18 protein-coding genes are annotated in these 22503 nt (G+C 53.6%); 6 read left to right on the forward strand and 12 right to left on the reverse strand.

The window, feature by feature from the left end; all coding sequences use genetic code 11:
• Positions 1-176: 176 nt before the first annotated feature.
• Positions 177-3131: a beta-glucosidase gene (locus AC1AWK_RS05955; RefSeq protein ID WP_476568956.1), complete on the reverse strand. Its 2955-nt coding sequence runs from the start codon at positions 3129-3131 to the stop codon at positions 177-179.
• A gap of 341 nt (positions 3132-3472) precedes the next feature.
• Here AC1AWK_RS05955 and AC1AWK_RS05960 point away from each other — a divergent pair, with 341 nt between their 5' ends.
• Positions 3473-4135, forward strand: coding sequence for a LytR C-terminal domain-containing protein (locus AC1AWK_RS05960; protein WP_476568958.1), 663 nt, complete (start codon positions 3473-3475; stop codon positions 4133-4135).
• Between the two features lie 59 nt (positions 4136-4194).
• Here the strand turns inward: AC1AWK_RS05960 and AC1AWK_RS05965 are convergent, their stop codons facing one another.
• Positions 4195-5607: a CCA tRNA nucleotidyltransferase gene (locus AC1AWK_RS05965; protein ID WP_476568960.1), complete on the reverse strand. Its 1413-nt coding sequence runs from the start codon at positions 5605-5607 to the stop codon at positions 4195-4197.
• A gap of 98 nt (positions 5608-5705) precedes the next feature.
• On the opposite strand from AC1AWK_RS05965, the gene AC1AWK_RS05970 reads away from it, so the two are divergent.
• From AC1AWK_RS05970 to trxB, 5 genes are all read left to right on the forward strand, one after another.
• Positions 5706-6377 carry an NUDIX hydrolase gene (locus AC1AWK_RS05970; RefSeq protein WP_476569654.1) on the forward strand — a complete coding sequence of 224 codons (672 nt, stop codon included), beginning with the start codon at positions 5706-5708 and terminating at the stop codon, positions 6375-6377.
• Positions 6378-6427: 50 nt separating this feature from the next.
• Positions 6428-8608, forward strand: coding sequence for a DUF6049 family protein (locus tag AC1AWK_RS05975; RefSeq protein ID WP_476568961.1), 2181 nt, complete (start codon positions 6428-6430; stop codon positions 8606-8608).
• The gene (gene murJ, locus AC1AWK_RS05980) at positions 8605-10323 is read left to right on the forward strand and encodes a murein biosynthesis integral membrane protein MurJ (RefSeq protein WP_476568962.1); all 1719 of its coding nucleotides are present in this window, start codon (positions 8605-8607) and stop codon (positions 10321-10323) included. The genes AC1AWK_RS05975 and murJ overlap by 4 nt, the downstream gene beginning before the upstream one ends.
• 241 nt (positions 10324-10564) lie before the next feature.
• Positions 10565-12727: a protein kinase family protein gene (locus AC1AWK_RS05985; RefSeq protein WP_476568963.1), complete on the forward strand. Its 2163-nt coding sequence runs from the start codon at positions 10565-10567 to the stop codon at positions 12725-12727.
• A gap of 151 nt (positions 12728-12878) precedes the next feature.
• Positions 12879-13814, forward strand: coding sequence for a thioredoxin-disulfide reductase (gene trxB, locus AC1AWK_RS05990; protein ID WP_476568964.1), 936 nt, complete (start codon positions 12879-12881; stop codon positions 13812-13814).
• Between the two features lie 135 nt (positions 13815-13949).
• Here trxB and AC1AWK_RS05995 read toward each other — a convergent pair whose 3' ends face one another.
• The 10 genes from AC1AWK_RS05995 to rnpA form a co-directional block, all read right to left on the reverse strand.
• Complete coding sequence (locus AC1AWK_RS05995; protein WP_476568966.1) at positions 13950-14183, reverse strand: hypothetical protein; 234 nt, start codon at positions 14181-14183, stop codon at positions 13950-13952.
• A gap of 39 nt (positions 14184-14222) precedes the next feature.
• Entirely contained in the window at positions 14223-15443 is a 1221-nt protein-coding gene (locus AC1AWK_RS06000) for an MFS transporter (protein WP_476568969.1), read from the reverse strand.
• Positions 15444-15818: 375 nt separating this feature from the next.
• Positions 15819-16112: a hypothetical protein gene (locus tag AC1AWK_RS06005; protein ID WP_007886029.1), complete on the reverse strand. Its 294-nt coding sequence runs from the start codon at positions 16110-16112 to the stop codon at positions 15819-15821.
• Positions 16113-16574: 462 nt separating this feature from the next.
• Positions 16575-18023, reverse strand: a complete 1449-nt coding sequence (locus AC1AWK_RS06010) for a ParB/RepB/Spo0J family partition protein (protein WP_476568971.1) — start codon at positions 18021-18023, stop codon at positions 16575-16577.
• 1 nt (position 18024) lies between these two features.
• The gene (locus AC1AWK_RS06015; RefSeq protein WP_476569656.1) at positions 18025-18969 is read right to left on the reverse strand and encodes a ParA family protein; all 945 of its coding nucleotides are present in this window, start codon (positions 18967-18969) and stop codon (positions 18025-18027) included.
• Between the two features lie 263 nt (positions 18970-19232).
• Positions 19233-19964: a 16S rRNA (guanine(527)-N(7))-methyltransferase RsmG gene (gene rsmG / locus AC1AWK_RS06020; protein ID WP_476569658.1), complete on the reverse strand. Its 732-nt coding sequence runs from the start codon at positions 19962-19964 to the stop codon at positions 19233-19235.
• Between the two features lie 213 nt (positions 19965-20177).
• Positions 20178-20711 carry a Jag family protein gene (locus AC1AWK_RS06025; RefSeq protein ID WP_476568973.1) on the reverse strand — a complete coding sequence of 178 codons (534 nt, stop codon included), beginning with the start codon at positions 20709-20711 and terminating at the stop codon, positions 20178-20180.
• Between the two features lie 99 nt (positions 20712-20810).
• Positions 20811-21824 carry a membrane protein insertase YidC gene (gene yidC, locus AC1AWK_RS06030; protein ID WP_476568975.1) on the reverse strand — a complete coding sequence of 338 codons (1014 nt, stop codon included), beginning with the start codon at positions 21822-21824 and terminating at the stop codon, positions 20811-20813.
• Between the two features lie 12 nt (positions 21825-21836).
• Positions 21837-22139 carry a membrane protein insertion efficiency factor YidD gene (gene yidD / locus AC1AWK_RS06035; RefSeq protein WP_476568977.1) on the reverse strand — a complete coding sequence of 101 codons (303 nt, stop codon included), beginning with the start codon at positions 22137-22139 and terminating at the stop codon, positions 21837-21839.
• Entirely contained in the window at positions 22136-22501 is a 366-nt protein-coding gene (gene rnpA, locus AC1AWK_RS06040; protein ID WP_476568979.1) for a ribonuclease P protein component, read from the reverse strand. Before rnpA ends, yidD begins: the two co-directional genes overlap by 4 nt.
• Positions 22502-22503: the final 2 nt, after the last annotated feature.

The following is a 22503-nucleotide window of genomic DNA, read 5'->3' on the forward strand; positions in this document are numbered from 1 at the left end:
GCAAGTTGCGCATCCCCCAACACACAACCTGTCGTTTTGCCGACACAAACGGTTTTGCTTACGGCAAGGCGCCGCGTTGCAACGGTTCTGCCCGACGACAACCACTCATGTGGCACGTGCCGCCAACGCACCCGCGCAGACGCGACGCCTAATACCTACCCTTTGCGAAGGACGAGTTACGCCATGTGTCCGTCGCCAGTCACCTCGGACTCTTCAGCCTGCGCCTTCTCGGCAGCGACCTGAGCGGCAGCCACAGCCGCCTCACGCTCCTGCTTGCGGCGGCGAGCAAAGCGTCGAATCGACACAACTTCCAGACTCGCAACCAGCACCACGGTCACCGCAATCAGCGCGTAGACTCCGGTCTTCCAAATCGGAGTTTCGGTCTTGGGTTGTCCGTTCTCATACAGCCAGCTGTTCGCCGTCGTGTACAGAATGTTGTGGCAAGCCGTACGCATCGCCTGGAGCGAAGTCGCGGACTTATCCGTAATGTGGTTGGAAATATTGGTAGTCGCCAACATGGCGTCGGTACCGCCACGAATCGCCTGGTCAGCGCCCATGTAACCGTACCCGCCAAAGTAATCAGTCAAGACGAAGCCACGGAAGCCCCACTCGTCACGCAGCACGTTGTTCAGCAAAGCACTGCTTCCAGCAGCCCACGTGTTGCCAATGTAGTTGAAGGAACTCATCACCGCACGGGCACCGCCTTGTTTGACACTCATCTCAAACGGTTTGAGGTAAATCTCACGCATGGACTGCTCATTGGCCCACGTGCACAGCATGCTCAAACGGTTGGTCTCCTGGTCATTCAGCGCAAAGTGCTTCATGAAGGCGTACACGCCGCGATCCTGCGCACCCTTGATTTCATGGGAGGCCATCTCGCCGGACAGCAACGCATCCTCGGAGAAGTACTCGAAGGTACGGCCGCCGAACGGGTTACGGTGGATGTTCATGGCAGGGGCATACCATCCGGCCACGTGCATGTCGTGAGCCATCTGACCAATCATATCGCCAAACTGCTTCGCCAGCTCGGTGTTCCAAGTGCAAGCGAACGACGTCGAGGACGGGAAGCCGATCGAACCAACGCCAGTGAAGTTGTTGTTTAGCGAAGCCGGACCGTCCACATCCGTCATGGTGATCTTGCCGACGGAATCAATGGCCTGCGTGCCGTAACCGCCAAGTGCGATCAACGTGTCCATATCGTCGAAGCTCATCTGGTCGAGCAGCTTGTCCCACAGCGGATCGTCATAGGACTTGCCGGTCAAATCGGCCAGCTTGACGCCATTCTTCGCACCCGTGGTCGGCATGGTGTCCTCATCGTTGTCATGCTTCTTCGGGTCATAGTTGGACAGGTTGTAGAACGTCTTCTTCGCTTCTTCCGGCATGGACATGTCGCTAGGCGCGGCGGTGGCCTGCGCATAGTTGGCAAAGTGATTCGCACGAGACAGATACGTCACGTTGCCAGCCACATCATCGAACTGGTTGGTCGCCACGACCTTGTCGCCATCGTGTGTGTTGTTCTCGGTGTTGTAGGTAATGGTGGTGGGCACATTCACCGTTTGCTCAGCCAACACCGTGTGGGAATCAGACTGAATGGACACGCCATAGTTGCCGGATTCCAACACCCAAGCCTTGGCATTGACGGAATCGTAGGAGGCCATATCATCATCGTCGAAGGACACCGTGATAGTCTGGGACGCACCCGGGGCCAACGACTTCGTCTTGGTGAAGTCCACCAAGTTCGTCGACGCCTTCTCAATACCACCATTGGTGTACGGCGGCTCGACATACACCTCAACCGTATCCTTACCAGCCACTTCACCCGTATTGGTAACGGTTACCTCAAAGCTGACCTTGCCGTTTTTGTAGCTCACCGGACCCATCTGCTGCTCGAAGGAGGTGTAGGACAGGCCGTAACCGAACGGGTACTGCACCATATCGTCATAATTAATGGCACCCTCGGCGGCAGCGGTCTCATAGAACTTATAACCAACGTAAATGCCTTCGACATAATCAACAAACGCCGGAGAGGTCTTACCCTCCTCAAAGTTCTCCGTACCGAATTCCTTCATGTTGTCGTACTTGAAGCTGCCGATGTTGTTGAACGACGGCGTCTTGGTCAAATCCTTGACGAACGTGTCGGAAGTCTTGCCGGAAGGGTTGATTTCGCCGGCAAGCACCTCACCCAGCGCGGAAAAACCGGTCTGCCCGGCAGGTGGACACCACAGCACCGACTTGATCTGGGGATACTGATCGACAAATCCCAGCTCGAAAGTGTTCGCGCCGTTGTACACCAGCGTTACATTATTGAAGTTTTTAGTGACCAAGTCGACCATGTCACGCTCAGTCTTGCTCAGCTCCAGGAAATGCTGACCAGGTTCGAAATCCTTGTAATCCTTGGAATTATCCGTGTAGGTAATGCCCTTGGCGCGCATATTGGTCGGCAAATCGGCACCCTCACCGCCAACGCGCGTGATGACAATGACGGCCTCATCGGAGAACTGCTTGGCATCGTCGATAACCTTCTGCGAATACTGCGCCGCGGGAAGCTCCGGCAGCGTCCAATCCTGCTTGGCCATCTCCACCGCCGGACGATCCTTGCGGTAATCCGTGTACAGCTTGGTCAACTCCTTGTTGGTGCGCAAGCCGGAACGCTTCATGCCATCGAGAATGGAAACCGTCGGATAGGCATCGGACATGGAGCCTGAACCAGTGCCACCATACACCGGGTTCGTGGAGCCCCAACCGAACACATTGACCTTCTTATCAGCCAGCGGCAGATTGTCGTCGCTGTTCTTCAACATCGTCACAACTTCGGACTGCACGCTCTTGGCGAGACGATTCGCCTTCGCTACGGTCGCATCCGACAAGGTGTACTTCGTCGCTGTTGCGCTCGTCAGCAAGCTGTTCAGCGGACCGAAGCACATCATGGATACCGATACCACAATCGCCACCAGCGCAACCAGCCAGCTCTGCGAATGCACCATCTTGCGCACGCCGACGGAACGCACCGTGCGTTTGTTTACGGCCACCGTAATAATCACCGCAAGTACCAGCACAACAGCAATGGCGATGATGTACGGCAGGACGGACTTCACGACGTTGATTACGTCGCTCCAATTGATGCTCAACATAGAGCAATCCTCCTTGTGCCCTCTCTTAGTAGGTAACTCTGTCGGCAATCGGCGGTACGGCTTGCTTTGCCACACCACCAGGTGTTTCGCTCGTTCCGATCATCTTCGTGGAGCGCCCAGACGACACCACGTCATGCCGATTGCCTCCGATTGAACCAGATATCGCACGAGCACACTTCCCCTCCCGCCCATCCTGTCACCCTCGGCGCATAATTTGTCTATCTTGTCAACAGCCCTTGCCCATATGTCATATATTGAGGTTTTCGTTTGGATGAACTGGTGGCGCGTCACCCTATGCCGGTACAGTGAAATCAATACAGCACGAGCACTAAGGACAGCGCATGGCACAGGCACCTAACGAGCGTGAGGCACGCAGACAATACGTCCGCCAACGGCAGATTCGCGTATTTTCGGTCACCATTGCCATACTTGCCATCGCCGTACTGGTTTCCGCAGTGTTTCTCGCCCACCCGTTTGGCCTGGGAATAAAGTCTACGGCGGCCGATCAGCCCAATTACGGTGTAACCGCACCCTGTCCCGCCACCGATGCGGATGGCAACCAAAGCACGTACATCGACCACCGCGCCGTTGTCGTCAACGTCTACAACGCTACGGATTCCAGTGGTTTGGCACAGGCCGTAGGCAACGCGCTTATCAATCGCTCATTTGACGTCGACACTATCGGCAACTATCCCAAAACCCTAAACCGTACGACCATTTTCTTCGGCAAAGGCGGCATCAACCAGGCATATACCGTTGCGTCCACCTTCAACGATGCCATCTTGCAGATGGATAACCGTGACGCTGCCAGCACCACAGTCGACGTTGCTGTCGGCGCATCATTCAACAATCTTCGCCCGGCAAAAAACGTACCCGCCGCAGGAGCGCCGATTGAGGCGGTGGAAGGTTGCAAAGCCGCCGACTCCATGACAAATTTGCCGCAGGCACCCGCTGCCGCCACTACCGAGGGCGGAAGCGCAGATAGCAGTGGCCAGGCACAATAGTCACCGCGGCTACACTGGCGCACTAGACCGGTAAGCCCGAGGCATCGTGCTTACCGCCGCTACTGTTCGGAGTACCAACGGCGCAGCTCCTCGACGGCAACATCATGATCCACCGGGCCATTATCCAGCCGGTATTCCAGCATATGCCGATACGCCTTGCCGACCATCGGCCCTGGCTCCAATCCCAGTAACTCCATGATTTCATTGCCGTCCACATCGGGACGAATCGCGTCGAAATCTTCCTTGGCCTTCAAATCACGAACACGCTGTTCCATCTCGTCCATTGCCGACGAGAACACCATCGCCTTGCGGCGATTCTGCGTAGTGGCATCGGCGCGAGTCAGACGGTTCAAGCGCTCATACAACGGACCGGCGTCCTTGACGTAACGGCGAACCGCCGAATCGGTCCATGGTTCGTCCACATACCCATGGAACCGCAAATGCAGATTCACCAACTCAGCAACATCATCCACCACATGATGGTCGAAACGCAGTGCCTTCAAACGCTTGGCTGTCATCTTCGCACCAACCACATCGTGATGATGGAAACTCACCTTACCACCTGCCTCGAATTTGCGGGTACGAGGCTTACCAATATCATGCATCAACGCCGCCAACCGAAGCGTCAAATCAGGCCCGGGCACCGCTCCCCGATCATCGGTTTCCAACGAAACCGCACGATCGATCACAATCATGGTGTGCTCAAACACATCCTTATGACGATGATGCTCGTCAATCTCCAACTGCAACGCAGGAATCTCCGGGAATATGACATCAGCCAAACCGGACTCCACCAATGCCTCAATGCCCGCACGGGGACGATCCGACAGCAGCAGCTTCGTCAACTCATCGCGTACACGCTCGGCCGAGACAATCTCCATACGCTCCACCATGTCAGACAGCGCCTCCGCCGTCTCGGGAGCAATATGAAAGCCAAGCTGCGCCACAAAACGTACGGCGCGCATCATACGTAACGGATCATCGTCAAATGACTGCCTCGGATCGACAGGCGTTCGCAACACACCTTTCGCCAAATCATTCGCGCCGCCGAAGGGGTCAACAAACACCAAATCAGGCACACGCAACGCCATCGCATTCACCGTGAAATCACGGCGAGACAAATCCCCCTCCAATGAATCGCCATAGTTCACCTCCGGTTTGCGCGACTGCGAATCGTAGGCATCCGAGCGATACGTCGTGACCTCAACCTGTACTTCGGTGCCATCGTCACGCCGACGCATCGCCCCCAAGGTTCCAAATTTGCGTCCCATATCCCAAAATCCATCACGCCCCCAATGACGCAAAATGGGCTCAAACGCTTCAGGACGCGCCGACGTGCAGAAATCCAAATCGTGAGACGCGCGCCGCAATAGCATGTCGCGTACCGGACCACCGACCAATGCCAGCTCAAAGCCCTCAGCAGCAAACAAACGCCCTAATTCCACAGCCTCAGGCCATACCTCAAACTCCACCAGGCATCCTTTCTTCAGCATCGCACGCGACAACAAAAACCGTGACTACCAGCATACCGTTACCCCACCTGCACATCGGATTGAGTAAGGTGGATATCATGATTACACCCGCAGACCTCGCACGCATCTTGGCGAAGACTGCGGATCAGCATACCCAAAACCCTGTGTTTGAGCCAGATACGCTCCTATACACTTGCGAAACAGAGCGCACCGAACGCGTGGTCATCATCCCCGAGAACACACCGCGCGACACGCGCACGCCTACGCCGGCGATGATGCCGCCACGCCGCACCATCGAAGGACCGACTACCTTCGCATCTCTCACCGCACAGGAGCTTCCCGTTGTGCGCGAATATTCCGCTGGGGGACTGATTTTCGACGAACACGGACGCGTCGCCATCATTGCACGCCACTCTCGCAGCGGACATCTTGAATGGTGTCTGCCTAAAGGACACATCGAAAAAGGCGAAACCCCACAACAAACCGCCGTGCGGGAAGTCCATGAAGAAACCGGCATCTTGGGTGAAGTCATGGAATCTATTGCGACTGTAGACTACTGGTTCACCGGCACCACACAACGCGTGCACAAGTTGGTACACCATTTTGCCCTTCGCCAAATCGGCGGCCATCTCACCGTGGAAGGCGATCCCGATCATGAAGCCGAAGATGCCAAATGGGTTGACTTCCAGCAATTAGACAGCGTTCTTAGTTACCCTAACGAACGCAAAATCGTATGGCTATACGCAAGGAAACTGAATAGGCAGGGATAATGGCGAACCGACACGCACTTCACGCGGCGACGGCAACGCTATGGCACACCATGCTTGCGCTGCTCGCTACTTTCGTCATGCTCGGCACAACTATTGCCATTGGAGTCCCTCAGCAGGCGCTAGCCGCAGAACCCAATGGCACACACACCACGCACAGCAATGCCATAACAACATCCAGCGCTACGCACACCGGCACAGTGAGCATCAGCATCGAAGCCTCCACAGCAGTGGTTACCAGCCAATCGGGATACCACGTCACTGCCACCATCACCAATGGCGCGAACGACAACCTGCCAGAAGGCACACTTACCGTCTCCACCAACGCACTGTATACCTTCAACTCACGCACCGATATGCAACAATGGGCACAAGGTGACGTGCGCATCCCCACCCCCAATCAGCTAGGACAAGTGAATGTTCCCGCCATCACCGCCACCGGCAGCGCCACCGTCGCGCTTGATGTCGCCGCCGACGATGCGGCTCTCGCGTCATTTACCACATGGGGACCGAAACCAGTGATGTTGATCTACCGCAGCAATGGGCGTGCGGTAGTCACCAATCACACATTTCTGACCCGATCGAGCGATGGACTCACGAGTGCAAATACGCCGGCCCTAAACATTACTGTGGCACTGCCGCTCACCACCGACAGCTGGCACACAGACGACGAAGCACTCAACACGCTGGTACGCGATGACCAATCTACCCAAACACCCATCGTGATCGATGCCAATACGCTCAAAACCCGCCAGCAAACCATCACCAAACACCCTGGCTTGCAGGTTATCGCCGACCCGACCTATTTACGCGACATGGCAGTACCCACCAAGTCCGCTGGTATCATGCAGCCGGGCTGGTTCGATATCAACACCTATACGGCACTTGGTGAGCAAGCATATGCAAGCACGGGTATTACCTCACAAACATGGAACGCAGAAACGGGACTGCGTACCTACCAAACTGCATTGGGCGACAACAACGCAACGGCACGGACATACGCATGGCAAGGTGCAGCCACCTGGAATACCGCCGCACTTACCATGGCCAAGCAACACGGCTATGATACGGTAATCGCCACCAACGAATACGACAACGCACAAACGCCCACCGTACATACCGGTACCATCGTGGTGCCCACATCCGCCGGCCCCGTGACCGTGTTGTGCGCGCAAACTATGTTGACCACGCTCGCCAACGGGGACGCCTCGAGCCGCCATGCCGACAGCGAACAAACTTCAGCGGGACGTATCGCTCGCTTCATGGCACAAAGCGCGTTCTACCAAATGGAACAGCCCTACGCAACCCGCAACCTACTGGTTACGCTATCCGACACGATAGATGACGCCACGCTCGATACATTGATGAGCAACATCGAACAGGCGGGTTGGCTCAAACTTACCGATATGGATGCACTACTCGCCGCAACACCATACGCCCAAGGTGAGAACGCCACTGCGATCGTCGACGAGGATGGCGGTCCCAGCCGTCGACGCAGCGAAGCCGTTACCGCAGCCCTGCAAACGCTGGCTCAAGCCAACACTGATTTGACGCGATTCAAACAATCCATCCTCAACGCTACGGCAACATCAGACAGTGGCAACGCCAACCAAAACGGCAGTGCCACCAAAGAACACGCTGGCGACCCACAAGCGCTTGCCCGGCAAGACGCGCGAAACAGTGCACAAAAAACCACCAATCCCAACGTTTGGCTACAGCAGCTACACACCGTGTTGGAACAATACACTCTGCACGCATTATCCGGCGACAACACGATCAATACCCGCATGCTCAACGGCGCACAACAGCTTATCGACCAACTCTTGAACGGCGTGAGCATCACTCCTTTGGAAAACGTCACCATCGTCACCGAAACCGCTAAAATGCCGGTGACGGTTAGCAACGACCATCCCTATCCAGTAACCGTGGTAGTCAGTTCTCTCACCGATTCCATGGAGTTGGTCACCTCACGTAAAACCACGCTGGAAGTCCCCGCACACGGAGAAGCGCAGGCCGCCATTGCCATTCGTGCGGCAACTTCAGGCAGTGCCACCGCCACTATCACGTTACTTGACCGGAACGGTAACGCATTCGGTAACACACAAAACACCACCATTACCAGTACACTGCGCATTAGCGATATGAGCGGTTTCATTATTATCATTGGCGCCATCGCCCTTGGTTTGCTCGGACTATGGCGACAATTCCATCGCATCAAGGATCCCGACGAATGAGTTCTTCCCTCGGACGCAATTCCCTCACCATGGCCGTTGGCACAGCTGCATCACGCATAACAGGTCAAATACGCACGATTCTGCTGGCCGCAGCATTGGGCACTACCGGCATTGCCGCCAACGCCTATCAGGCCGGTTCCATGATCCCGCAGGTAATTTTCACCTTGGTATCCGGAGGGTTGTTCAACGCCGTACTTGTTCCCCAAATTGTGCGTACTCTCAAAGCACATGATGCTGAAGAACGCTTGAACAAGCTCATTACCTTCTCCATCGTCATGTTGCTGGCAGTCACCCTGCTCATGACCGCAGCCACACCGTTACTCACTATGCTGTACGTCAATGGCAGCGCGGAAATGACGGCACTTACCAACGCCTTTACCCTGTGGTGCATGCCGCAAATTTTCTTTTACGGCCTATACACTGTGCTGGGGCAAATCCTTGCTGCCAACAATCAATTTGGCGCATACGCTTGGAGCTCAGTCGGTGCGAATATCATCAGCTGTGCCGGGTTCACTGCGTTTATCCTGCTATTCGGCAAGGCCGATCATCAACCGTTATCGTTCTGGAACGCCAACACCATCGCACTCACAGCAGGCACATGGACTCTGGGCGTAGCCTTCCAAGCTTTGATATTGTTCTGGCCACTTATGCGCTCCGGTCTACGGTTCCGCCCTTCCTGGGGTGTGCGCGGCATTGGCTTGCGTTCTATGAGTTCAGTGGCTGTCTGGAGCCTGGGTATCGTCGGGATTACGCAGTTATGCAACATCATCAACACGCAGGTATCCACCAACGCGCCACAGGCCGCCAGTCTACGACTGGGATTGAACCAGTTTGACGTCGCCGGCAATGCCACCTACCAAAATGCGTACACGCTGTTTATCCTGCCGTACTCCCTGATTGCCGTTTCGGTATCCACCGCGCTATTCCCCAAGCTTTCCGCCGCCCTCGCAAAGGGGCGCGTCGACGAGGCAAGGCGTGATTTAAGCGAATCCGTACGCATGGTCACACTGATTATGTGTCTGTGCACGGCCGTGCTGATAGTCATGCCCGTGCCGCTGACTCGCGCGCTGCTCCCCTCGGTGAGCGTTCCCGAGGCTCTGCTCATCGCCGGACCGCTTGTCGGCTTATCGATTGGTTTGCCCATCAATGCAGTGTTCCTGCTGATTCAGCGTACGTTCTATGCCTTTGAGGATGGCAAACATCCCTTTATGTTCTGCGTGGTACAGTACGCGTTGCAAACCGTCTTCGTGCTGGGCTGCCAACATTTCCTTGATCCACAGCAGTGGGTGGCGGCTATCGGCTGGTCGGTGAGCCTGGGATATATCCTGCCGTTCCCAATACTGCTGGTAATGATTCGCCGTCGATTCCAAGGATCATTGGATGGCCGCCGCATCGGCACTACGGTAAGCAAAGCCCTATTGGCCACCATCCTTTCCATGCTGGCGGGACTACTGCTTAAGACACCGCTGTACGCGGCGATGGGCGTTAGTGAAGACGTCAATGGTTCGATGGGATGGTTGTCCGCCGTTGCACTGTGCTGCATATTGGGCATAGTGGTCCTGGCTGTGTATGTGCTCTGCCTGACGCTACTGCGCACCAACGAGCTGATGGCAGCCCTAACCATGCTATGCTCCAAGTTTTCCAGAGGTTCAACCATAAACCGCGGCGGTGGGACCGAAGCAACACCCGACAGCCATGTGCATACACGTCGATAACACACCAACACGGTGGCATTATCTCATGTTCCTATGCCGTCGCGCGTATTGTGATGGCGCAACCGACACGGATCCTGACAACCGCATGGCCATTATCACAGGATTCACAAAAACCGCATAACATCACCCATTAAGCGCACACGGCAGCCGTGTTTTAGACTAGTCCAAACGCTACAATGCAAGCAGTGCAAGCCGCACACCTCGCGGTCGTTCATGTCAAACGTCACGGAGCCAAACAGCCATGAAGCCTCAGTTGGGAGATACCGTCATCAATCGGTACAACCTCATTGCCCTCTTGCGCGACGTTCCTGGATTGCAAGCGTGGAAGGCCAATGACCGTGTGCTCTCACACGACTGCCAACTCTTTATCATCACCGACAGCGACGCCTTGCCGCGCGTCAATCTCGTCGCATCCTCCTTGGCCCTTACCCACCACGCTCGGTTCACTCGCGTAATGCAATTACAGCACCGCGATGACGTAGCCATCGTGGTCACCCATCTAGATGCCGGGTTAAGCATGACGGACTATCTCAAGGGTGCTGCCGGGCAAACACTCAGTTACGAAGCCATGCGATCTATCCTGGGAGAAACCTGCCATGCCGTTCAGGACATGCTTGGCAAACATCTGAGCCACGATTCCCTCAGTACCGACACCGTGCGACTTACCACCACAGGCGTACAACTCGCGGATGCTCCCATCAGCACCATGCTATCCGATCCCTCGAGAGCCAATCAACCTTACGGATACGAGCAAATGGCCATCCGTCAAATGTCCGTACTGCTGTACAGCATGGTCACCCATACGCCGTCCAACAAGGTTCAAGACATTGATATAACGCGCCTTAACGGCGATGTTCCACCAGAATTTCGGGTTATCTGCAAGCGTGGCCTAGGTATTCGCACTCACGATGACGACTGGGACATTCCCATGGTATCGCTGGCTGAATTTACCGCGCTACTGGGCAATTGGACCCCGCTCACCGAACTTAGCGAGCACGATATCGCCCTACCCGGAGTCGATGGGCATTGCTCCATCACCCAGGCGACCATGGGGCCAATCGACGACGACCATATACTGCCGTACCCACAAACACTTACTGGTTCGGGGCACCTCCCACAAATCGATTGGGTAACACCGTTCCGCAACGGCATTCCGGCCGCCAATCCCCCTACCGAGGATCAGCTGTTTGAATCATTCAACGCCGACGGCCAACCGGTACCACGCGTAGGACAAACCAACCTCACCTTCCCACTCGACGTGAGCGGCGTGCGCGGCAACACTGCAGACCGAGACTACCCTACCGAAACCACCGGCGTTATTCCGGTCACTGAAGAGCATCAGCCCAGCAATCCAGGAGCACCCTCGCAGCGCGCGTTGGATGAAGAACAAGCCGACATTGAAGCGCAATACGTGCAAGCTACGGAACATCCACGCCAATCCTGGGTGGTGACGCTAATGCGCAAACTACGTCCCAAGAACGCAGTACGAGCAGCGACAGCCTCCGCTGTAACTGCTACGGTAGCCGCGAATGCGGCCGGCAGCACACAATACGCCGCAATACGTACCGCCAGCAATACTGCTACCCCAACGGCAAACGCCGGCCTAGCCATGAGCCCCACCAGTTCTGGGCATGTGTCACGTACCGCCAGCAGCAGCGCTCTACCGGCGCAGCAGAAGCCAGCAGCTACGTATTCAGCCGCCCCGGCGACACACACTTCCATGCCACCGAGTTTCACACCACAGCATCAAACCATTCGCGTGAATCCATTTGACGTTGCGGATGACGAGGACGTGGCAGACGAGCGTTTGTTCGGCAAAATGACCACCACCACTGTCGCCATCGTCATTACCGTCGCCATCGTCATCGGCGCATTATTCCTCGCCCTGCACACACTTGGCGGCAGTTCCACCATCGGCTTGGGACATAGCGAAGACACCACCCAATGGCCGGACGCCAATCTCAATAACTTGCCGTTCGGCGACACCACCGGCGGCAAAGTCAGCCCTGATCAAGCTCCGGTAGATACCACGCCCAAGGAAGCTCAGGCGGTTCCACAGCCGGTTCATGTCAACACCACGCCTCTGCATATCGAACGGCAAACCTTCCTCACCAATCCGGGCGGACAGTCTGGATACGGCTACTACATTCGGTTAAGCGAGCCGCAGGAAGTGTACCGAATGGTTATTACCATTCGTTCCTCTGGAGGCAAAGGCTACATTTATGCCAATACCACCGGAGATCCCTCACAAGGGCAGCAAATGGCGGAGTTCACCTTTGCCGAAGGCGGCACCACCGAAGTAACTTTCAACAGCGTAGTTTCCACACAGGATCTTGTTATGTGGGTGCCACGAGACAGCCTGCCGGGTAATCAGCTGTATATCAATTCGGTACAGGTATTCTAGTCGTTCTGGCAGGATGCCGCGACGCATTACCCTACGTTTCTATGGCCAGGCCATAACCCGCCACACGCGATGCACCCACAGTGGCAAGCACTCGTGTTCGCGCCATGCGTAGCGCCTTCCGTGAGTCATCATGGTTCGGTACAGTTATCACATGACTGAAGCAGTGCATGATGTAGTAATTATTGGTTCTGGACCTGCCGGATACACCGCAGCCACCTATTTGGGACGCGCAGGCTATCGTCCTTTGGTGATCGCGGGCGCAATTACTCCTGGCGGTCAGTTGATGAACACCTCCGAGGTGGAGAATTTCCCCGGTTTCCCCGATGGCATTATGGGACCGGATCTCATGGATGCCATGCAGCGCCAAGCAGAAAAATTTGGCGCCTCGCTGGTGTGGGACGATGTGGTCAGCGTTGATTTTTCGGGTGATATTCATACGATTACCTGCGATCAAGGCGATGTGTTCCAGGCTCGCGCTGTGGTGATTACCACCGGTTCTCAGGTGCGCAAACTCGGCGTTCCGGGCGAGCAGGAGTATTCCGGACGTGGCGTTTCGTATTGCGCAACCTGCGACGGGTTCTTCTTCCGCGATAAGCCCATTGTGGTGGTCGGTGGCGGCGACAGCGCGTGCGAAGAGGCTGATTTCCTTTCTCGGTTCGGCTCCTCGGTAACATTGATTCATCGACGTAACACATTCCGCGCTTCGCAAATCATGGTGGATCGCGTGCAGACCAATGAGAAGATCGCGCTGGTACTGGATTCGGTTGTCGATCGCGTGGAAGGCAATGAACAGGGCGCAACGTCTGTTGTGGTACGCAATACTGTATCCAATGAAACCAGCGAGATTCCTGCCGAGGGTATTTTTGTTGCCATTGGCCACACACCCTCCACGGAGTTCCTCAACGACGCCGTTGAGCTGGATGCCGATGGCTATATTGTGGTTGACGGAGCTTCTACGCGAACCTCCGTACCAGGTGTATTTGCTGCTGGCGATGTCGTCGACCGCGTGTACCGCCAGGCTGTTTCCGCGGCTGGTATGGGTTGCCGTGCTGCGTTGGACGCACAGGCATATCTGGATCAGCAGTAGCCCACAGCTACTCCAATACTTGTTACGCAATGCCCGGTTCCCTTAGGAGCCGGGCATTGTTGTATTCGCCTACCCCACAGGAACTAGATGTTTCACGTGAAACACTGCGCAGATCCACCCATACACTTCGTGTTTTCAACCGCACGAAACTGCTGGTGAAATCGTCAGCCAGGACAGCGACACGGAACAAGCGTACTTGGCGTTTATCTGCAAACGGCTCAAGCTGAATTTTAGGAAGCTGTCAGTAGAAGAACGGAAGTGGCTGAAAAAGATTGCGGAAAAATCCGACTTGCTGAAGAATCCAAAACCGCAGAGAGGACGAAGATAAAAAATGCCTGAACGGCGGTTCTGGTTTTTCAGAACCACCATCCAGGCATTTTGTTTAGTAATAGAAAAAGGTGCAGTTGATTATTGCGTATTGTCAATCTCTCTCAAACCGGGTAGTAAAAATACGGCAAGCGCAACGATGATAATGCCAATTCCGCAAATGACAAACCATTTCTCAACTCCCAGCCGCTCCGCCAGAGGCCCGGAAATGACAAGGCCAAACGGCATGGCGAGGGAAGCGGCGCTTGTCAGTAGAGAAAAAACTCTCCCCAGATATTCTGGTTTGACCGTTTCTTGAAAAATCGCATTTTGCACACCGTAAAATGGAGCGGAAATTCCCATAACAGTACAGCACACAACAAAGACAAGAAATGCGTCTGGCGGCAAAAGCCCGGAGAGCATATTGCTAACGCCCATCAGGAGAACGGAAAGACCGATGGTGTACCGCCGTTTCTTAAAACCGCCCCAAATGCTCAGAATGACTCCGCCAAGCAGCATACCAACCGCAAAAGCAATTTCAGCGGCAGAGGCATGGGCCGGTGTTCCTTTGAAGTATGACATACAGATGAGAGGAAAAAGCGTACTGATTGGCATATAAAAGAATATATAAATTACACCAATCCAGAGCAGAGCAAAGAGGCCCCTGTTTTGCTTTAATACCACATACCCCTCTTTCATATCCTGTAAAAACTGTTGTCTTTTCGTTTCTGGACATAGTTCAGGCGTTGGTATGGACGAAATCGCAACAGTCACACAGGCAAGGATTGCACCCACAATATCTAACAATATAATTGCATTAAGAGGCCAAACAGCATATAAAAACGCTGCGGCAGCTGGACTGATAATCGCACTTACTGCTTGCATGGTCTGCGTGTAACCAGCGCATTTTGTAAGTTCCTCTTTTGGCACAATCATAGGTGTTGCTGCGCTGAATGCTGGAGAATGAAAAGCAGTTCCCGCACTTCGGATTAACAGGACAACCATAATAGACCATACGGGCAATTCCATGTAAAACGCCACCAGCGCCAGAATACCGCCAGCGGCGGCAATTATCAAATCCGCACCAATCATTACGCTTTTACGGCTGTGCCGGTCAACAAAAGCACCTGCAAACGGGCCTAAACAGGCTTGCGGCAAAAATCCAATCAGTGTTGCCGCCGTCAATATGATTGCAGAATTAGTTTTCGCAACCAAATAAAAGATAATGGCCATTTGCAAAATACCGCTGCTAATAAAGGATATTGCTTGTCCGGCAAGAAGTGTAAAATAAGTTTTTCTCCATGAATTGTTGTTTTGGGTCATAATGCGAACCTCCTTTTTTATTGCATTGTTCCTTTGTTTCTGCAATAAAAAGCAGGCGTTGTCCCACAGAGAGGGCAGACGCCTGCATAACAACAAAGCACGAAAAAACACCACGATACAGTTCAAAGACTGCTCGTGTCAAACCTACGTGTTCCTTTGCATACGCACGCAAAAAAAGCCCACCATCATGTGGAAAGGTACTTCTACTTTTTATTGCTTATTAGCGTACACAAATTAACATACGTAAGCCTCCTTCCAATCTCAAACTGTCGCACAGTATAACACACATCCGATAGACTTGTCAACCATTTTTAACCTTGTTTTCCATCTTGTTTTTCCATCTCTTACGGGCAGTAGCAAAGCCAGGCGAGCCAGTCAACGGTCAAGATGAACGGCGCTTTCAGCGCCGCCGTTGACAGTCTCGCCCGTCTTTGCTAATGGGTAATCAAGGCGGGAAAGCCATTTTAGGGCTTTCCCGCCCATTTCAATTTTGGGAGAAGAAAGGCCCCAAAATGAACGAGTGCGGCCAAACACTTTTAGGGATTGGCCACCTTGTCCACCCATCCAGCGGGGCGGCGGGGAACGGTCAAGGCCGGGCGTCAGCCCATTCATTTCAGCCTTGACGGTTTCCTGCCGTCCTGCTACTTTTCCCGGAGTGTGGCCACACATCTGGTCACGGTGTCCAGAGCTTTGGGACTTTTTGTCCCATAGGCCGGGGGCGGAGGACGAGGGACGGGGGCTTTCATAATACGCCCTGTCTGCTGCTGAAATCAGCCCTTTGTTTCCGGCTTACCAGCCCCAAACAAAGCCCTGCTTTCCTGCCGCGTCAAATGCCCTTGCCCTCCCCGGCGGCAACGGTATTTTCAGGGCAACGCCGACAGAGCGTATAACACACTACACTTTGCTCCGCAAAGTCGTGTGCCAAATGGGGCGCTGCCCCCTTTGGAAACCCCCGCAACAAACAGGTGCTATGCACCCAGCCGGGAGCATAGCGCCGTTTGTTGTCAGCAGCCCGTTTCACGGTCTGCGTGTAGTTCCTTGTAAACTGACCTAAGGCGCATACGACAAAAAGGTGTGCAGGTATTGATGGGACCTGCACACCTCAAAAATAGTCATTGTATGACGATATGACTACATCCACCCATTGCCGCTAGCGCCGCTGTCTTGCGGAGCCAGCAAATCAACAATGCGTTCCATATCTTCCGGCGACGAGAACACAATTTCAATTCGGCCGTGTTTCGACGTCCCCTTAATGGATATTTTGGTTTCAAAACGATCTTCCAGGCGACGCTGGATAGGAGAATCAGCCCATGGATTGCGCTTCACCGACCTCGACTTCTTCTCCTCAACGACGTCAGCGGTTTTCATGGAAACAATCTCTTCGGCATTGCGCACCGACAATCCCTCGGCAATAATGCGCGTTGCCAGACGATTCATCTCCTCTTCGTCAGACAATCCCAACAATGCGCGAGCATGACCCGCCGAAAGCACACCAGCAGCAACTTTTTTCTGCACACTGGCCGGCAAATTCAGCAACCGCAAAGTGTTGGCGATTTGCGGACGGGACTTCGACACCGATCGAGACAGTTCGGCCTGGGTAAGACCAAATTCATCAATCATTTGTTGATATGCCGCCGCTTCTTCCAACGGATTCAGTGCTACACGATGTAAGTTTTCCAACAAGGCGTCGCGCAGCATATAATCGTCTGCTGTGGTTTTCACAATAGCCGGTATTGTTTCCAATCCAGCTAGTTGCGACGCACGCCACCGCCGCTCGCCCATAATAAGCTCATATTCACTATCCATACGGTCATACGGATGGCGTGTTTCACGTGAAACAGTATGTGCATCTGATGCAGAGGTATCTGCAGTGTCTTCAGCATCTTTACGCAGAGCATCCAACTGTTCTTGCGGACGCTTTCGCACCACAATAGGCTGTAAAACCCCTACTTCACGAATGGAATCGGACAACTCACGCAATTCATCTTCATCGAAGATTGTTCGCGGCTGATGAACATTGGGACCAATAGACATTACCGATAGCTCGGCCAAGTATCCGCCTTCAACTGGTTTCAACTCTTGCGTTGGCGTGAGCGCTTCATCCGTATGGTTAACATTGGCATCAGTACCCGCTATTTCATTTGACGAATCGGCTGATGTTTCACGTGAAACATCACTATCAGACATAGAGCCTTTCGGCGATGCAGCAACGTCAGCACTGGAAGTAAAGAAGAAATCGCTGGGACGAGACATACTCTCCAGCCCGGGCATGGTTGCACGGCCTTTCTTCGGTGTTTCACGTGAAACATTTGAAGAACCAGTCGGTTCGATATCGTGCACCCTGATTGGCTTACGCTTGCCTTGGTTATTGACACGCTTTCCAGCAGGCTTGTCGCTTTTGTTATGTGCCGTGTCCTGTGTGTCAGCGGAAGGGAGCACAGCAGACACCACTGTATTCGTCATCGATGTTGATTCAGCCGTCGCTTGTTCTTTCGATGATTCCGCTGCTGAAGACTCACCCGGCAGCGCAGGGAACAACGCGCCCAGACCTTTGCCCAATCGTCGTGTTTTTGCCGCCATATCACTTCTCGTTTCTTCTCGATTGAATCGCTTCCAACACCAACGTTGAACGTCTCGCCAGTTCAAGCGCTGCTTCCCCATAGGCAATAGCACCCATACCGCGAGGATCATACGCAATCACGCTCTGCCCAAAACTTGGAGCTTCGGAAATCTTCACTGAGCGCGGGATTGTGGTGTCCAGCACAATGGTCGGATAATGACCTTTTACCTCTTCAAACACTTCCCTACTCAGCAATGTCCGCTTATCATACATAGTTACCAGCATCGTTGATACCAACAATGTTGGATTGAAATTATGCTGCACCAAATCAATCGTATGAATCAGCTGGCCCAGGCCTTCCAAAGCATAGTATTCAGCCTGAATGGGAATCAGCATTTCCGTTACCGCACACATGGCATTAATAACCAACAGACCCAAGCTCGGCGGGCAATCAATAATCACGTAATCATAATGCTGTTCCGTATGCTCAAGATAGTCATCAATCGCATGTTTGAGCAGATTATTGCGGTTGGCCATGTCGGCCACTTCCAATTCGGCACCACTCAAATCAATAGAAGCCGGCACCACATCCAAGCTCTCAAAATCAGGGCAATGCTGCAAAACTTCGGCGATGCTGCGTCGTCCTTCAATCACGTCATATACCGAAGGTTCTCCGGCATTATGCGAGACACCAAGTGCCGTGGAGGCGTTGCCTTGCGGATCCATATCGATCATCAGAACCCGAGAACCGCCCTGCGCCAACGCCGCAGAGATATTGACAGCCGTGGTGGTTTTCCCCACGCCACCCTTCTGATTCGCTACAGCAATACGACGTGTTTGCGCGGGCTTGGGAAATACGACTTCTTTCAAGGCCTTATACCGACGGGATGCATCAGCCATCTCAGCGCCGAGTGGCGATGCGTTCTGCCCGAAAATACGCTTGATGGTTTCTTCGGCAGATTCCATCGTGAAATCATCATATTCGCGGTTCTGATCTGCCATAGCTTCCTTCCTATTGAGCATTAGCCTAGTCCAGTTTTATCACTCGTATGGACATGGCTCTTATTCACAGTGGCAATGTGGAAAACTGTGGATAAGCGTGGATTACCGTTTACGTTTCTTTTGCATTCACTCCCTATTTTAATTGAAAAATCAACCTTTTGAGTTATACACCACCCTCTTATGAAAAAATGTGGATAACTTTTTTAGGTTGATAATTATGTGGATAACTACCTCTTTTCCACCACTACCACATGAGTGGATTCCAGCCCTGGAGCGACCGGCGCTTCCATTACTTGAGGACGCATACCACCCTGATGACGAATCTCCGTTGCAGCTTTATCCAATTCCGCTTGAGCAGAACGGCCCTTCAATGCAATCAAATAACCGTGTGGCTGCAACAGCGGTAAAGTCCATCCGGCAAGTTTGGTCATCGGAGCAACCGCACGACAAGTCACTACCGCGAACGGCACCATTGCAGGAGCGTCCCCCTGATCATGCCGCCTGCGGTGACGACGCTGAGGACGCTTTGCATCACGAGCCAGAGTCGCAATAACTTCTTCTGACCGAGCGCGCATAATCACGACGTTGTTCAGCCCCATCTCAGTTACACATTCATTCAACCATTCGCAACGACGTTCCATAGGCTCAATAAGCGTAAACACATGGTCAGGTAGGCACGCAGCGGCAATCAAGCCAGGAAAACCTCCTCCACTGCCAACGTCCGCTACGGTTTTACGTTCATTATGTTGGGTCGCCTCACGAATAAAAGGTACAATAGCCGCCGAATTGAGAATATGCCGCTCCCAAATAATGCCATTATCTCGTGGGCCGATAATGCCGCGTTTCTCGCCTTCTTCACGAAGTTTCACGTGAAACACCTTCAATACATCGGCGGCATCACCCAATACATCACGAATAATAGGCGACCCTTCAAGGGCATCTTGTACCTGCTCATTCATCTCAGTCATAGCGTTAATCCTATCGGAACACAGCGCCATTACCATGCCGACTCAACCAATCCTCACGGTACTCCCCATCTCCAATGAGGCGCCTAATACAACCCTGGAAGACTCACGCAGCGTCACGCATGTAGAACAATACTCCATATATGACTGTGGGGTGATGTTTCACGTGAAACATCACCCCACACAATGCGTCACCTGCAAAGGAAATCATTCATCAACAGTAACGTCGTCTTCATCCTCTTCCGTGGTTGAAGCCTTCACGTACACGGTTACATAACGCTTCGGTTCTTCACCGTGAGAGCGAGAACGCAGTCCCTCTTCACGAACCACGTCATGAATGATCTTACGTTCAAACGAATTCATCGGCTTGAGATCAACGGGCTCGCCGGTCTCTCGCGCATCATCGATGGCATCCAACGCCATATCACGCAAGTGCTGACGCTTGCGCTTCAGGAAACCATCAACATCCACAATCAAATGCGAACGTTCGCCGGTCTTCTGCTGCACAGCCAAACGAGTCAACTGCTGCAAAGCATCCACCACTTCTCCGTTGCGTCCGATCAGGTGCCTGATGTCACGATCATCATCGGCAATAATTTGAATTGTCAGACGACCGTTACGAATGCCCATTTCAATATCGCCATCGTAATCTGCGATATCCAACAATCCTTCAAGGTAGTCTGCTGCGATGTCGGCTTCTTCATTGAGCTGATCGATGGTACGTTCCTCATCTTGGCTCATTTGAAACTCCTTACTCAAGTGCTTGTTACCCAGTGTAACGGGTGTTGTTTACCAAAACGAATGTGTCCGTGTTTCATCTGAAACACGGACACAAGCTCATTAATTCTTCTTTTTTCGATTCTTGCGCTGCGGCTGTGCACGTTGATAACCTCGTGTTTCTCGCAGCTCCGCAGCCTGCTTGGCCTTGGCAAGCTCTTCTTCTTCCAGAGACATCTCACCGAGACGGGCACGACGAGCGTTTTCCTTCTTGTGGTCACGCAATCGCTTCTCTTCCGCAGCAGGTGAACCCGGCGTCGGGAATTCGCGTACCTGCCACAGCGAACGCAACATGTTGCAGATGTTGTTGGTCAGCCAGTACACCAATACGGCGAACGGCATGGTCGCACCAGAGAAGATGTAAATCAGCGGGAAGAACCACGTCATTGCCTGCTGTACCTTGTACTGCTGTCCTTCCATGGATTCCACCGGCAGGTTCTTACGCATATTGTTGAACTGCATGAACCACATGGCAGCACACATCAACGCCACGAAAATACCGATGACGATACGACCATGCAGAGTTGCCGTCCAAAAAGTAGTAGTGACGTTAACACCAAAAACGTCAGTTTGTGCGAACAATTCTGCAGTCTTCTGATCGAACGCGCCCAACGGAGCATGCTTGCCACGAGCAATGAACGGAATCACTGACAGCACGTAGAACATACACATGAACACGGGGCCCTGAATCACCATCGGCAAGCACGAACCCATCGGATTTGCCTTGTTCTCCTGGTAGAGCTTCATCATTTCACGGCTCTGAGCCTCTTTGCTGGCTTGGTCAGTCCTACCCTTGTACTTGTTCTGAATACGCTTCATCTGCGGCTGCAAGGCCTGCATTTTACGCATAGAGTGCATCTGCTTGAGATACACAGGGAAAATGCACGCATGAACCACCAGCACCAGGAAGATGATGGAGAAAATCCACGACAGACCGACGTCAGGCAGTCCGATAAGCGTCATTGCCTTGTGGAAAATGCCCATAATCTGGGTCATCAACCACTCAACCGGCGTCAATAGTTTGTATAGCCATCCCCAAAAACTACTGTCGAGGAAGAACTGATCTTGATTCACCATCAGGGCGTCTCCTTAATGCTGCCAAGCCTGCGGCGTAAGCTGCGGCTCTTCATGGGCTTTCGACCATGAATAACGGTAAAAAATGGAATATCGACGTGGAACGTCATCAATGCCGCCATCATTCCATGGGTGGCAACGCAACAAACGCAATACAGCCAACAGGCCACCACGCACTGCTCCAAACCGCCTCACTGCGATAAGCGCATAATTCGAGCAGCTTGGATAATAGCGGCAACACGCTGGCCGACGAGCGGACACACACCGCTGATACCAACGTATCGCTTGCGATACCAGCGCAGATACCGGCGACATCATACGCGATCGGCCTTGCGCCGAATGGATTCGAACAGCTTTTGCACTTGGCTGTCCAAAGCGGAAAATCGCGCGCTTGCGGCACTGGGCTTAGCCCGCAGCACTACATCGCAGGATTCTGGAAGTAGCGATTCGTACTGGCGCGCAAGCACGCGAAACCGTCGTTTGACACTGTTGCGTGTTACCGCGTTGCCAACTGATTTAGCGACCGCCAATCCCATACGACGATGCGAACGCGCCGTAGGGTCGCCATTGCCCACATCAAGTGACCCACAAACGTAGTGCGCCACAATATCGGTACTGGAAACCCTACGGCGACGTTTCAGCACAGTGACAAAGTCACGATGGCTTTTCAGCCGCTCCACGA

It is taken from the genome of Bifidobacterium sp. LH_491, assembly GCF_056356495.1.

What these genes read in the sequence shown, in the direction of transcription:
- AC1AWK_RS05995 (WP_476568966.1), bottom strand. Translation starts at nt 14,183, where the DNA reads ATGGTGGTTCTGAAAAACCAGAACCGCCGTTCAGGCATTTTTTATCTT.
- AC1AWK_RS05955 (WP_476568956.1), bottom strand. Translation starts at nt 3,131, where the DNA reads ATGTTGAGCATCAATTGGAGCGACGTAATCAACGTCGTGAAGTCCGTC.
- AC1AWK_RS05975 (WP_476568961.1), top strand. Translation starts at nt 6,428, where the DNA reads ATGCTTGCGCTGCTCGCTACTTTCGTCATGCTCGGCACAACTATTGCC.
- AC1AWK_RS06000 (WP_476568969.1), bottom strand. Translation starts at nt 15,443, where the DNA reads ATGACCCAAAACAACAATTCATGGAGAAAAACTTATTTTACACTTCTT.
- yidC (WP_476568975.1), bottom strand. Translation starts at nt 21,824, where the DNA reads ATGGTGAATCAAGATCAGTTCTTCCTCGACAGTAGTTTTTGGGGATGG.
- rsmG (WP_476569658.1), bottom strand. Translation starts at nt 19,964, where the DNA reads ATGAATGAGCAGGTACAAGATGCCCTTGAAGGGTCGCCTATTATTCGT.
- AC1AWK_RS06010 (WP_476568971.1), bottom strand. Translation starts at nt 18,023, where the DNA reads ATGGCGGCAAAAACACGACGATTGGGCAAAGGTCTGGGCGCGTTGTTC.
- AC1AWK_RS05985 (WP_476568963.1), top strand. Translation starts at nt 10,565, where the DNA reads ATGAAGCCTCAGTTGGGAGATACCGTCATCAATCGGTACAACCTCATT.
- murJ (WP_476568962.1), top strand. Translation starts at nt 8,605, where the DNA reads ATGAGTTCTTCCCTCGGACGCAATTCCCTCACCATGGCCGTTGGCACA.
- AC1AWK_RS06025 (WP_476568973.1), bottom strand. Translation starts at nt 20,711, where the DNA reads ATGAGCCAAGATGAGGAACGTACCATCGATCAGCTCAATGAAGAAGCC.
- AC1AWK_RS06015 (WP_476569656.1), bottom strand. Translation starts at nt 18,969, where the DNA reads ATGGAATCTGCCGAAGAAACCATCAAGCGTATTTTCGGGCAGAACGCA.
- AC1AWK_RS06005 (WP_007886029.1), bottom strand. Translation starts at nt 16,112, where the DNA reads ATGTGTGGCCACACTCCGGGAAAAGTAGCAGGACGGCAGGAAACCGTC.
- AC1AWK_RS05960 (WP_476568958.1), top strand. Translation starts at nt 3,473, where the DNA reads ATGGCACAGGCACCTAACGAGCGTGAGGCACGCAGACAATACGTCCGC.
- trxB (WP_476568964.1), top strand. Translation starts at nt 12,879, where the DNA reads ATGACTGAAGCAGTGCATGATGTAGTAATTATTGGTTCTGGACCTGCC.
- AC1AWK_RS05970 (WP_476569654.1), top strand. Translation starts at nt 5,706, where the DNA reads ATGATTACACCCGCAGACCTCGCACGCATCTTGGCGAAGACTGCGGAT.
- yidD (WP_476568977.1), bottom strand. Translation starts at nt 22,139, where the DNA reads ATGATGTCGCCGGTATCTGCGCTGGTATCGCAAGCGATACGTTGGTAT.